Below are 13,123 nucleotides of genomic sequence, written 5' to 3' on the forward strand. Positions count from 1 at the left end.
CGCCACGATTCGGGCGCGTCGGCGTGCAGTTTGGCTGCGGCCATCACAGCCGAGCCGTAAGTGAACTGACCCCAATCCTCCCCTTCCTCGGCACCGACAGCGCCACCGCCCTCGCCGCGCCGTACGACGAAGGCGACCGCGAGTAAGACTCGAACAAGATCGGGCGGATGCTAGATTCTGTTGCCGCTCGGGCGTACCCAGCCCACTGCGACGGGCATCGGCGCAACGGATCCACTCCACGATGGAACCTAATGACGTTTTGGCGTCGGCGGGCAAAGTAGCGCTGCCACGCTTGCGATGTTTCCATTGTTCGACTATTATAGAAATATGGAAACTGACAACGCCCTCGAAGCACTTGCCGCGCTCGCCCACGCCATTCGACTGGCCGTGTTCCGACTGCTGGTACAAGCCGGGCCCGAAGGACTGCCTGCTGGCCGTATTGCCGAACTGATGGAAATGCCGGCATCGTCGCTGTCTTTCCACCTTAAGGAATTGCACCGCGCAGGGCTGCTGGGAAGCCGCCAGGAGGGCCGCTCGATCATCTACATGGCTCGCTTCGAGACCATGAACGCCCTGCTGGGCTATCTCACCGAGAATTGTTGCGGCGGTGTCCCGTGCTCGCCGGTGTCGTCCTGTTCCGTCTCCTCGGAGTCCTGATCATGAAACGCTTCCACGTCCACGTCAGCGTGGCCGATCTGTCGGCCAGCATCCGTTACTATTCCGCGCTCTTCGACGCCGAACCGACCGTCCTCAGGGAGGATTATGCAAAGTGGGCACTGGACGATCCGCGCGTGAACTTCGCCATCTCCAATCGCACACAGAAGCCGGGTGTGGACCATCTGGGCATCCAAGTGGAGACGGACGCGGAGCTCGTCGAAATGCAAACACGGCTGGCCAGCGCCGATCTGCCCATGCAGTCCCAGTCCGAGACGAACTGCTGCTACGCGACTTCGAATAAGCATTGGTCGGTGGACCCGACCGGTATCGCATGGGAATCGTTCCACACGCTCGGTGGCGCACCGACCTACGGCGAATCGCGCGACCGTAGCGCCGAGGCCTCCGCGTGCTGCGTACCAGTCCAACTGAACGCCACGCCAAAGCAAGCCACTCACGCCGCCTGCTGCACACCAAAATCTGGCTGCTGCTGAGCCTTCGCTAGTCAGCCTCCCATACTGCCTCGGGCGAGGCGAATTTCGCTCGCCCCAACGACCGCCATGTCCGACAAGACTTTCAACATACTGGTGCTTTGTACCGGTAACTCTGCCCGCAGCGTGATGGCCGAAGCGCTGTTCAATGTGTTAGGCAAGGGACGCTTTCACGCCTACAGTGCCGGCAGTCAACCCTCGGGCACGGTCAATCCCTTTGCCATCGAGCGCTGCCAGTCGATTGGCTACGACACGTCCGGCCTGCGCAGTAAGAGCTGGGACGAGTTCGCCCTGCCCGGTGCGCCCAGGATGGACTTCGTCATCACCGTCTGCGACCAAGCCGCGGGCGAAGTCTGCCCGATATGGCCGGGTACGCCCATCACGGCACATTGGGGCTTCATGGATCCGGCGGCCGTTCAGGGTTCTGACGATGAGAAACGCAAGGTGTTCGACCAGGTCTTCCGTCAAATCCTGAATCGCGTCAGCCAATTCGTGAACCTGCCTCTGCACATCCTGGACCATAACGCTATCCAAAAGGAGATGCGGGCAATCGGCGAGCAGCCGGTGGAGTCCGGGCAATGAGCACGGCGCAGCAGTCCGCCGGTGCCGCCCAACCCAGCGCCATTGGCTTCTTCGAGCGATATCTGACGGTCTGGGTCGCGCTCTGCATCGTCGCAGGCATCCTGCTCGGCCAACGGCTGCCGGCGGCCTTTCAAGCCATCGGTGCCATGGAGCTGGCACAGGTGAACCTGCCGGTGGGCGTACTGATCTGGATCATGATCATTCCGATGCTGATCAAGATCGATTTCGCTGCCATGGGCCAAGTCGCGGGACACTGGCGCGGCATTGGGGTCACACTCTTCGTGAACTGGTTGGTCAAACCATTCTCCATGGCCCTGCTGGGCTGGATTTTCGTGCGCCATCTTTTTTCTGGCTGGCTGCCGACCGATCAACTCGACAGCTACATTGCTGGTCTGATCCTGCTGGCAGCGGCCCCCTGCACGGCGATGGTGTTCGTCTGGTCGCAGCTCTGCAAGGGCGATCCGTACTTCACGCTCTCTCAGGTCGCGCTTAACGACGCCATCATGGTCGTCGCCTTCGCGCCAGTCGTAGCACTGCTGCTGGGTCTGTCGTCCATCACCGTGCCGTGGGACACGCTCATCACGTCGGTCGGGCTCTACATTGTTGTGCCGGTACTGATCGCACAGATCATCCGCAAGGCATTGCTGGCGCGGGGCGAGGCCATCTACAAGCGAGTAGTCGGCGCACTGGGTCCCTACTCGATCACCGCACTGCTTGCGACGCTGGTGTTGCTGTTCGGCTTCCAGGGCAATGCCATCGTCGAACAGCCGCTGATCATCCTGCTACTGGCCGTGCCAATCCTGATCCAGGTTTTCCTGAACTCCGGCCTAGCTTACCTGCTCAATCGCAAGCTCGGCGTGGCCCACTGCGTGGCGGGCCCTTCGGCGCTGATCGGTGCAAGCAACTTCTTCGAATTGGCCGTTGCCACCGCCATCAGCCTGTTTGGTTTCCAGTCTGGTGCGGCGCTCGCCACCGTCGTCGGCGTGCTGATCGAGGTACCCGTGATGCTGTTTGTCGTCGGCGTCGTCAACCGCTCACAACACTGGTACGAATCGCACTGAGGCATCCCCATGACCGTCACCATCTATCACAACCCCGCCTGTGGCACCTCGCGCAACACGCTGGCCATGATCCGTAACGCGGGCATCGAGCCAACCGTCATCGAGTACCTCAGCACGCCGCCGGATCGGCAGACCTTGCGAACGATGATCGGCGCTGCCGGGCTCACCGTGCGCGAAGCCATCCGCGAAAAGGGCACGCCCTACGCCGATCTTGACCTCGGCGAGCCGGCGCTGACCGATGACCAGTTGATTGACGCGATGCTGACGCATCCAATCCTCATCAACCGTCCCTTCGTCGTCACGGAACTTGGCGTGCGGTTGTGCAGGCCGTCGGAGCTAGTACTGGACATTCTGGCGGCACCGCAGCAAGGCGCTTTCACTAAGGAGGATGGCGAGCCTGTGATCGACGGGCAAGGTCGGAGGATCCGATGACTGCGGAACTGCCCAATATTGTCCCTGCGGTGCTCGATACGCCGGACCTCCGCAAGCTGGAGCCTGCAAGCGTCAGCACCCACCCGCCACGCATCTTGCTCCTCTACGGCTCGCTGCGCGAGACGTCCTATAGCCGCCTGCTGGTTCAGGAAGCCGAACGGATCCTGCAGCGCTTCGGGGCGGAGACGCGTATCTTCGACCCGCGCGATCTGCCCATGACGGACAGCGTCCCCGCCGACCACCCTAAGGTGGTGGAACTGCGCAAGCTTTCCGAGTGGTCGGAAGGCCAAGTCTGGTGCAGCCCCGAGCGTCACGGGACGCTAACCGCCGTCTTCAAGAATCAGATCGACTGGCTGCCACTGGAGATCGGCGGGATTCGCCCGACACAAGGACGGACGCTGGCCGTGATGCAGGTCAGCGGTGGCTCACAATCGTTCAACGCCGTCAACGCTCTGCGCGTGCTGGGGCGGTGGATGCGCATGGTGACGATTCCGAACCAGTCGTCCGTCGCCAAGGCGTACCAGGAGTTCGACGCCAACGGCCGGATGAAGCCATCGTCTTACTACGACCGCGTCGTCGACGTCATGGAGGAGTTGTACAAGTTCACGCTGCTGGTTCGCGACCGCAGCGACTACCTGACGGATCGCTACAGCGAGCGTAAGGAAGCGGCGCCTGCCGCGGCGACCATGCTGTCAGCGACGGCCATGAATCATGAGCAGGACGCCCAGATCAGTGATACCGATACCGGCGAAGTCGAATAGCAAACGAACGAGACGGCCATGGAGCCAAGCAGTAGCGTGATCGCCAGGCTGGGCATTGCTCAGACGCTGGCCTGGGGTTCGACGTACTACCTGCCGGCCATGCTGGCAACGCCGATGGCCAAGGATCTCGGCGTTTCGACGCCCACTGTCTTTGCCGCGTTTAGCGTCGCCCTGGTAGTGTCGGCATTACTTGGACCCCTCGCCGGTCGGATGATCGATCGTACGGGCGGGCGATCGGTACTCGTGGCAACCAGTCTGTTGTTCGCCATCGGGCTGGCCGGATTGGGCGTGGCGCAGGGCGCCGCTGGTCTCTTTTTAGCCTGGGTAATCCTGGGGATCGGCATGGGTGCGGGTCTCTACGAAGCGGCATTCGCCACGCTGGTCGCCTTGTACGGCAACCGCTCGCGTGGCGCCATCACAGGCATCACGCTGATCGCCGGCTTCGCCAGCACAGTCGGCTGGCCGCTCTCTACATTCATGGAAGCGCACATTGGGTGGCGTGGCGCCTGCCTGTCCTGGGCTGCGCTGCATCTCACCCTGGGGCTGATCCTGAACCTGAGCATACCGCGCGTTGCCGCACCGGCAACGGTTCCCAGTAAAGTCGCTTTGCCGATCGGCGGCGACAAGACACATCCAGTTGCCGGTCGCTCGCAACAGTTGGCCTCCTACGCCCTGGCCTTCGTTTTCGCGGCGACGTGGTTCATTAGTACGGCGATGGCGGCACATCTGCCCCGGTTGCTGCAGGCGGGCGGCGCCTCTCTCGCTACGGCGGTGATGGTCGGCGCGCTGATCGGACCGGCCCAAGTCGGCGCACGAATTCTTGAGTTTGGCCTGCTGCGCAAGGTACATCCCTTGCTCTCCGCTCGGATCGCGGCCGCGCTTCACCCCCTTGGCGCACTGGCATTTGGCCTGATTGGCGCACCTGCTGCCGCCGTCTTCGGTGTGCTGCACGGCGCCGGCAACGGCATCCTCACGATTGCCAAAGGCACACTGCCCCTGGTCATTTTCGGGCCGGCCGGATACGGCCGTCGTCAGGGCGTCTTGATGGTCCCGGCACGCGTGGCGCAGGCCATGGCCCCATGGCTCTTCGGGATACTGCTCGACTCTCTTGGTGCAAAGGCGCTCTGGATATCGTCGGCGCTTGGTATTGCATCGATCTTCACGCTGCTTCTCCTGCGCACCGACCAGCGCATGGTATCCGCGCCTGCGTAGACTGCCCGCACTCGCATCCAAACGATCGTCAGCGGTCGCGCATTGTCCACGAGCCTGATTGACCGCCCAAGATGACCCAGGAACAGCCGTGCACCAAGGGGGCATTGATCCCACCTATCGGGTAGCGCTATCTTCGGAGCTTTCACTGCCTCCCTGTGTGAGCTCATCTGCAACGCCCATCATCGGGTACAGAAACGGCGAGGTTTCCGGCTCTATGGGCGCGGACAGGCTCCCCCCGGTGCTGTGCTTGATTAAGGCGAGCAACTCCGGGCGCAACCCATCACCGCGTAGGTTCACAAGTGCGTGTAGTGCGAGTAATGGCAGCATGATCAAGCTCCTTGCGAAACAGAGATCCATACCAAGCAACTTTGATATGGCGCGACTTCAACCCCTCCAAATCCTCCAACTCCTAGGGTAAGAAGAAATGCCCAACGTTGCTCGCGGCATCTGGACATATGTTTCGGGCCTTCGCGCGAGCTTGTCGGGCCGCCGACGTCGGGTAGGTCTCCAAAACTAATTCTTGCCATGCGCCGTCATTGGGCGGAGTGCCTGTGAGGCCAAGGTCCAATGTTGATCGAGCGCAAGCCGGTGTAGTCTGATATTGGCACCTCATTCCGAGGGGTGAATGCGATTGACGGTCTGTGACATGCAGGAACCGCCGCACATCGGCATCTGCCGAGCCGTGCGGCTTCTTTTTTGTTTGAACTGTGCACCGGTCACGGAACGCTGAGCCGTCGGTGACAGCCCGCGTCTGCAAGGCAAGAAGGGAGGGGTAATGGAACTCGTGTTGGAAACCGCGCCTGTCGGTACCGACTTCGCGGGCTTGGAGGCCGTGCTACCGCGACTGCGCGAGGAGGGGTTCGTTCTGGCGTGGGAAAGACTGGAAACGGGTACTTATCGCGTGCAGGTCGACGATGATGTCATTGGCGCTCTCGCTCAGATGAACGCGCTGTCCTTCAAGGCAGGCGCATCTGGTTAGCGCCAACAGCGTCGGACAGGATTGGGGCCGCTCCGGCAACGCGCGCATTGACGGGTAAGCTGCCCGGCAGATCAGCCATCATACCTTCGAGCCACCGCCGCATTGCTTCGATCCTAGGTTATGGCGCTCTTTCCCAGAAGCGTTGAACGCGGCGAGGATGGAAGAGGACATAGGACGCGCAGTGTCGCCATGCGACGTCAAAGAAAAAACCACGTCCCGAAGGACGTGGCGTAAGGTTCTAATGGTAGTGCCAATGTCTCGGCACGACAGCCCTGCTCTCTACATATGGAAACGGGGTATGCAGACGACTTACCACTTCACTCGCACGCCGAGCTTTGCACCGATAGCGTTGCTGTCACCGAAGTTCTGCACGCTGGTGCGTGCCAGCAGTTCGCCGTAGACCGTGTACCGGTCATCGTTCCAGTTCAGCGATGCACCGATACCCAGTCCAGCCCACAGCGCCTGTTCCTTGCTGACCACGCTGATGTCGGCCACCCGTGCCGACGTACCGTGCAGGAAGTCGTAGTACAGGTTCGTGATGCCGTAGATGTGCGAGCGCTGCGTCTTGCCGTTGCCCGCCGTCCACTTGGTCTCATGGTCCAGCGACACCCCCAGGCGCGAGACCAGGCTGTTGCCGTTGTCGCGCGACACATTGGCGCCGTATTGGTCGGTGAACGCATCGAAGCGCACCTGCGACCAGGCCAGTTGGGCCTGCGGCGTGATCGACCAGTTACCGCCCAGCGCGAGCTGGTGGCCGGCTTCCACGCTGGTGGCCACGCCGCTGCCCCGATTGCCGTTGGCCAGCTTGGCGGCCAGCGTCGACGAACGGATGTCGGTGTCGTACCACGTCAGCGTCGCGCGGGCATCGACATACGCGCCATTGTTGCCATACCACGTAGCCGTTCCGCCAAACCCATAGCCGGTGGCATCGATCGAGCCATTGCCGAACATCGACGAGACGTTGGAGTTGGCAATGCCATAGTGGAAGGTCGGACCCACTACCAGTGTTCCGGACTGGTTCTGGATAACCGGTGCATCGACACCGCCTTCGAACTTCCACATGCGGACGTTGTAGCTGGCGCTGGTGGTACTGGTCGACGGATCAATGTGCGTGTTCGAGCCTTCCACACGTGCCCAGGCGCCACGGCCGATCACCGGCTTGCCGGCTTCCTGCTCGGCCTGCACCGAGGCGTTGGGCGACCACGAGCGGTTGCCGACGCGCTGCTGCAGCGTGCCCAGCTCGTTGAAGCGTTGCAGCACGCTGGAATAGGCTTCATACAGGGGGACCGTCGGTGCCAGCAGCGGTCCGGAAGCCGCCGCCGCTGCCGTGCCGACCGAAGCGGGGTCGAGCAGCGTCGAACGCAGATACCAGTCGCCGTCCGTCGGCGTGGACGCGCCGTTCTTGAACAACCGGTACGCATATGCGCCACCGACCACGGCCTGCTGACCCTGGAACGTATAGTCGCCGGCCAGCGCGAAGGTGCCGTTCGATGCGCCCTGCACGTCGATGACCTTGATGCCTTCCGAAGTCAGTTCCCCGGTGCCGCCAACGTTGACCACCCGGACCTGGCTGGTGCCCGACGTGTCTCCGGTCACCAACAGGCGTCCCGTGGCTGAGGTATCACCGCCGAGCGCCGTGTTCACCTGCAACGTACCGCCATTGCCGATGTAGTTGCCCGCAATCGTCAGCACGCCCGAGCCGCCGCCCGGCGTCACGGTACCGGTGTTGGTGACGTTGCCAAAGATCGTGCCGGAGCCGGACAGCGTACCAGCCGCATTGACCGTCACCGGGCTGGTGATCGAGCCATCGATGGCCAGCGTGCCGAGGTTGACGGTCGTCGGGCCCGTGTACGTACTGGCCGCGGTCAAAGTCGTGGCGCCCGCGCCGCTCTGCGTCAGCCCGCCCGCGCCGGACACCACACCGCTGTACGTATAGGCGTCAGAGCGGTTGAATGCCAGCGTGGCACCCGTGTTCACGGTCACGTTGCCGGCCAGGCTGCCGCTGGTGCCCCCATTGCCGATCTGCAGCGTGCCCTGGTCGACCGTCCATGGCGTCGTGACCGTACCGGTGCCGATCAGTGCCCAGGTGCTGGCGCCGGTCTTGGTGAAGCTGTCGAAATACTGATACTGGGCGGTGTCGCCAATGGTCGAGACGTCGAAGACCGCGTTGGTGTCGCCGCCGAGGCGGAAGGCGTCGTTCGTACCCGTTGCACTGGCCACGACGTTGCCGATGATGTTGGAGCCCGCCTGAAGCTCGAGGGTCGCGCGGCTGTTGGCGCCTGCACCGAACTGAATCGCGGTGGCAGAGCCCTCGCCGGCCCGCACCGTGCCGGCGTTCACCAAGGTAATCGTATTGACCGTAGACGACGTGAATATCGCCGCGGCACCCTTGCCGCCCTCCAATAGTCCGGTATTTTCGATCGAGAAGGTGCCGGTATTTGCCAACCGCACGGCATTGCCGCCAGTTAGCCCGCCGTTCAAGTCACTCCCTCCGCGGATCGTACCTTGGTTCACGAGGCTAGCTGGGGAAAGCGCATTCCCGAAGCTGACGCCCGCCCCCCCAGTGCCGCCAACAGCGTCGCCGCCGACGATCGTGCCTGATGCAGCGTTGACGACATTGCCACCGCTGGCGACGCTAACCGCTGCACCACCGGTGCCGGTTGTTGCGCCGCCACCGTTGATAGAGCCGTTGTTAGTGAGCGTGATGGAACCGCCCAAAACAAAGCCCGTGCCGCCGGCGCCGGTACCAGTCTGGGTACCACCAGTCACCGAGCCGTTGTTGATGGCCACACCGTTGGCTTGGGCCTGACCAGTGCCTGCGGTTGTACCACTCAGCCCCACAAACGTCCCGTTATAGGTTCTGGAAGCCGTGGTAGCGCTTGTGAATCCGCCCGCGCCCGGATTTCTGGTCAACACATAGCCTTGTGTATCCAGGATAAGCGGCTTGGAGACAGAGGGAATCGCCGTCGAAAGCGTGAGGGCAAAACTCGCACCGAGGCGGATCGTGGCCGTCGGATCGCCGTCAGCATTGGCCGCCGTGACGGCTGCGCGCAGTTCGGTTTCGTTGTTGACCAGATATTCGGCGGCGGATGCGCAGACCGGAAACAACAGCGCGACGGCAATGGTGATGGAGGACGCTTTCGGCGCGCGCACGCCCTCCTGCCGGATTCCACGACAAAAGTTGGACTTCACTGAACTACCCCTTATTTGTATTGTTATCGCTACATTCGTAGCGGGGGCGATGGTAGATCACACATTGATGTTATGTAAGCGCTACAGATAACGTCCTGTGGTGACACGACGACGGGCTGCAATATCCCCGTTGCAGTTAGGGATAGTGACGTATTAGAGGCTACGCTCTAAAAGCGACGTGTGTTCTGCAATGCGAAACGCTTGCGGCGGGAAAGATAAGCGGCTGACCCGATGAAGCTGGCACAGGCACGTTGGCCCACGACCGTCAGATATCACCCAGTAGAGCGTCCGCAGCAATTCGTGCCCGTTGCAAAGATGCGTCTTCAGCCGCACACCGCGTGCCGTAGCCCGAGATCGAAAAATAGGGGCCACACAGCCGCGCGCCTTCCTCGTCCTCGACCGCCACCTCATAGTCCCACTCCGGCCGGCGTGCAGGCACCGTAGCCGGGAACACGAAAAGGTCTAGGACGAGTCCGCGATAGAGTTGGTTGGTGTGGCCAGTTGCGTGGTTCAAGATAGCCCTCTGTAGGCCGGCGGGGTGCACGAACCAAGGCGGCACGCGCGACATATCCGGTGGTGACACCTACAGGGTGCGCGCATTGACGTGTTTCCCTTGTCAGCGTTTGTCCGATAATCCCTCGGGTCCGCCGGACCAAGGTGGCCCCCGAGGCTCCAGCAGACCCGTGCCTCATGAAGGAAGCCACCGCCACATCGGTGTGCTTTAGGGCGATCCCGGCACCATCCTGGGACGGTGGCGGCCCATTTCCTTCGCTGACTCCGGCTTGAGCGCGACGCCACCCTTGAACGGACTCTCGTATCGGCGCGAGCACGCCAGCATTTATTCTGCTATTCTCTGACTTATCAACTATTGTCACGCCAAATATCTCGACCTGCAGGCGGCGAGATCCTGCTATGCATGTTGGTATCCGTGCTCGTATTCATTTAACTGATGCATCAGATAATGACTAGGCAATCTTCTTGCGTGGCCGGCCGGGTTGCCGCTGTTGCGCTCTTTGCATCACTGACCGCCGCAATGACCGGCTGCGCGAACTACGCAGGTATTCACAGCGATAATGAGTTGTTCCAGCCAACACAACTTGCGACCACTCAAAGCCTTCCGCCAGAAAGCGGACACTGGCCCCCTAGTGACTGGACAGTGCCATTCGGCGACCCGCAACTGAAGGCGCTGATCGATGAAGCGCTACAAGGCAGCCCATCCATTGAAAAGACCCGGGCCCGTATCGCGGCGGCAGAGGCATACAGCGAGACCGCCAACGCCAACACGCTCCCGCAAGTCGGCGCCGGATACACCTGGACGCGCCAGCGACTCACCGAGAGCACCTTCATTCCACCGGGATTCGCGGGTACATGGCAATCCGAAAACAAGGCCATCGTCAGCGCTACCTATGAACTGGATCTCTGGGGCAAGAATCGCGAGGCGCTTCGCTCTGCCATCTCGATGGTCCATGTGGCCAAAGCCGATGCCGAGCAGGTAAAGCTGACCTTAAGCCAGACAATCGCCCGTAGCTACAACGAACTCGGCCGTCTATATGCCCTCTTGGATATTGCACGGGACGAAGTTACGCGGCGCGGTGAGGTGCTGCGCATCACGCGTGGTCGCGTCCAGATGGGACTGGAGACCGAGGTCGAGCAACAGACCGCCCAGGCCAACTTCGCGGCGGCACAGGTCGCCGTCTCGGCCCTTGAAGGAAGTATCCAACGCATCCAATATCAACTCGGCGCACTGGTCGGCAAAGGCCCTGACCGCGGGCTAGCCATCGCCCGACCGACCTTCGACAGACTCGATGAAGTGCGTCTGCCCGACAATCTGCCGGCGGATCTTGTGTCGCGGCGGCCAGACATCGTCGCGGCACGCTGGCGCGTAGAGGCTACCACTCACGACATCAAGGTAGCAAAGGCCGAGTTCTATCCGGATATCAACCTAAGCGCTGCCATCGGCCTGGACGCATTCGGGTGGGGACGCTTCCTGCGTGCGGCGAGCCGCACGGCCTCCGCCGGCCCCGCCATCCATCTCCCGATCTTTGACGGCGGCGCATTGCGCGCACAGCTGAAGGGTCGCTACGCCGATTTTGATTTCGCCGTGGCTAGCTACAACGACACCCTGGTCCAGGCGTTCAGCGATGTCGCCACACAACTCTCTGACATTCGCACCACGGATGCCCAGCTTGTCAACGCGGTTCGGACCGACGAGGCCGCGCAGCGCGCCGTGAAACTGGCGCTAGCTCAATATCAGGCCGGCCTGACAACCCAATTGACCGTCCTGAACGCACAGACCGCGGCGCTGGCCAGCAGGCAGGCGGTCACAAACCTGCGCATGCAGCGCAGGGACCGCCAAATCGCACTGGCCGCGGCGCTCGGCGGTGGCTACTCGGCCAACACCCTGCCGACTACCGATCTGCCTCGCTAATGCGGCAACCGCCACGTGAACCATACAGGTGACATGATGACCACAACGCAATCGAATTCGACTGACAATACCCAGGCCACTTCCGCCTCCCCGCGTACCCGCAAGCGGCTGCTTGCCCTTCTGGGACTCACCACTTTGGTCGCGGCCGCTGGGTACGGCACCTACTATTACACCGTGGCACGCTTTCACGAAGAGACCGACGACGCCTACGTCAACGGCAATCTCGTGCAACTGACGCCTCAGGTGAGCGGAACCGTCATCGCCGTGAACGCCGACGATACACAACTCGTCAGGGCAGGCGAACCGGTCGTCATGCTGGACCCTGCGGATGCACGCATCGCGCTTGCCAACGCTGAGGCGGCACTTGGGCAGACGGTGCGTCAGGTCAGCGCACTATATGTGAGCAACAACACCCTGGCGGCAACCATCAAGCAGCGCGAGGTAGATCTCGCGCGGGCGCGTGAAGACTTGCGTCGACGCACCTCGGTCTTGGAAACCGGCGCTGTCGCAGCGGAAGACATCGCGCACGCCCGCGACGCGGTGAAGGCCGCGCAGGCGGCCTTGGAAACAGCATCCCAACAGTTGGCATCGAACCGGGCCCTGACCGATCAGGTGACCGTTGACGACCATCCGAGCGTCCAGGCGGCCGCCACGCGTGTGCGCGACGCCTTCCTCGCCAACGCCCGCAACAGCCTCCCCGCGCCGGTAAGCGGCTACGTGGCGCGACGTTCAGTGCAGGTGGGCCAGCGTGTGGCGCCGGGCAACCCACTCATGGCGATCGTCCCGCTCGACAGCGTCTGGGTAGATGCCAACTTCAAGGAAGTCCAGCTGAAGCACATTCGCATTGGCCAGCCGGTAACCCTGCGTGCTGATCTGTACGGCAGCAACGTGACCTACCACGGCAGAATCGTTGGGTTTTCGGCCGGGACCGGCAGTGCCTTCTCGACGCTTCCCGCACAGAATGCCACCGGCAACTGGATCAAGGTCGTTCAGCGCTTGCCAGTCAGGATCGCGCTGAATCCCGAGGATCTGCGCGCCCATCCGCTTCAGATTGGCCTGTCCATGCAGGTCGACGTCGAGACGCACCGGCAAGGCGACAATCTTGATCCCTCCAAGACAACTGCTACCCCAGCCCGCACGACCTATCGCACTGAAGTCTTCGATGGGCATGGCGCCGAAGCAGATAACGAAATCCGGCGAATCATCGCCCGCAACAGCGGTGGCGACAGCAGGATGGCCGGACCTAACGCGCGAAGCGCCGCAAGTGTAACGGTGGCGCGCGGCGGCGCGAGCACCGCCGCCAAAGCGGACGGCAGCGATCTCTAAGGCGA

At 62.3% G+C, this 13,123-nt stretch carries 11 protein-coding genes; 10 read left to right on the plus strand and 1 reads right to left on the minus strand.

The features are described from left to right. The first annotated feature begins 327 nt into the window (after positions 1-327). The 8 genes from CYJ10_RS16085 (at position 328) to CYJ10_RS16125 (ending at position 6,172) form a co-directional block, all read left to right on the plus strand. Entirely contained in the window at positions 328-657 is a 330-nt protein-coding gene (locus tag CYJ10_RS16085; RefSeq protein WP_101682500.1) for an ArsR/SmtB family transcription factor, read from the plus strand. Between the two features lie 2 nt (positions 658-659). Next, the gene (locus CYJ10_RS16090; protein ID WP_101682501.1) at positions 660-1,148 is read left to right on the plus strand and encodes an ArsI/CadI family heavy metal resistance metalloenzyme; all 489 of its coding nucleotides are present in this window, start codon (positions 660-662) and stop codon (positions 1,146-1,148) included. A gap of 66 nt (positions 1,149-1,214) precedes the next feature. Continuing rightward, positions 1,215-1,727 carry an arsenate reductase ArsC gene (locus tag CYJ10_RS16095; RefSeq protein WP_101682502.1) on the plus strand — a complete coding sequence of 171 codons (513 nt, stop codon included), beginning with the start codon at positions 1,215-1,217 and terminating at the stop codon, positions 1,725-1,727. Beyond that, complete coding sequence (arsB, locus tag CYJ10_RS16100) at positions 1,724-2,788, plus strand: ACR3 family arsenite efflux transporter (protein WP_101682503.1); 1,065 nt, start codon at positions 1,724-1,726, stop codon at positions 2,786-2,788. Before CYJ10_RS16095 ends, arsB begins: the two co-directional genes overlap by 4 nt. A 9-nt stretch (positions 2,789-2,797) precedes the next feature. Next, positions 2,798-3,220 (plus strand): arsenate reductase (glutaredoxin), encoded by a 423-nt coding sequence (arsC, locus tag CYJ10_RS16105; RefSeq protein WP_101682504.1) that lies wholly within the window; start codon positions 2,798-2,800, stop codon positions 3,218-3,220. Beyond that, positions 3,217-3,981 (plus strand): arsenical resistance protein ArsH, encoded by a 765-nt coding sequence (gene arsH / locus CYJ10_RS16110; protein ID WP_101682505.1) that lies wholly within the window; start codon positions 3,217-3,219, stop codon positions 3,979-3,981. Before arsC ends, arsH begins: the two co-directional genes overlap by 4 nt. Positions 3,982-3,999: 18 nt before the next feature. Then, positions 4,000-5,193, plus strand: a complete 1,194-nt coding sequence (locus CYJ10_RS16115) for an MFS transporter (protein WP_101682506.1) — start codon at positions 4,000-4,002, stop codon at positions 5,191-5,193. A 775-nt stretch (positions 5,194-5,968) separates the two neighbouring features. After that, entirely contained in the window at positions 5,969-6,172 is a 204-nt protein-coding gene (locus tag CYJ10_RS16125; protein WP_101682508.1) for a hypothetical protein, read from the plus strand. Between the two features lie 309 nt (positions 6,173-6,481). On the opposite strand, the gene CYJ10_RS16130 is transcribed toward CYJ10_RS16125, so the two are convergent. Next, positions 6,482-9,325 carry an autotransporter family protein gene (locus CYJ10_RS16130; RefSeq protein ID WP_146002053.1) on the minus strand — a complete coding sequence of 948 codons (2,844 nt, stop codon included), beginning with the start codon at positions 9,323-9,325 and terminating at the stop codon, positions 6,482-6,484. A 1,000-nt stretch (positions 9,326-10,325) separates the two neighbouring features. On the opposite strand from CYJ10_RS16130, the gene CYJ10_RS16140 reads away from it, so the two are divergent. Together CYJ10_RS16140 and CYJ10_RS16145 are read left to right on the plus strand one after the other, a co-directional pair. After that, positions 10,326-11,792: an efflux transporter outer membrane subunit gene (locus CYJ10_RS16140; protein WP_101682703.1), complete on the plus strand. Its 1,467-nt coding sequence runs from the start codon at positions 10,326-10,328 to the stop codon at positions 11,790-11,792. Between the two features lie 33 nt (positions 11,793-11,825). After that, positions 11,826-13,118, plus strand: coding sequence for an HlyD family secretion protein (locus CYJ10_RS16145; RefSeq protein WP_374703273.1), 1,293 nt, complete (start codon positions 11,826-11,828; stop codon positions 13,116-13,118). The last annotated feature ends 5 nt before the right edge of the window (positions 13,119-13,123 follow it).

Source organism: Cupriavidus pauculus (genome assembly GCF_002858765.1).
GTDB classification, from domain to species: domain Bacteria; phylum Pseudomonadota; class Gammaproteobacteria; order Burkholderiales; family Burkholderiaceae; genus Cupriavidus; species Cupriavidus pauculus_B.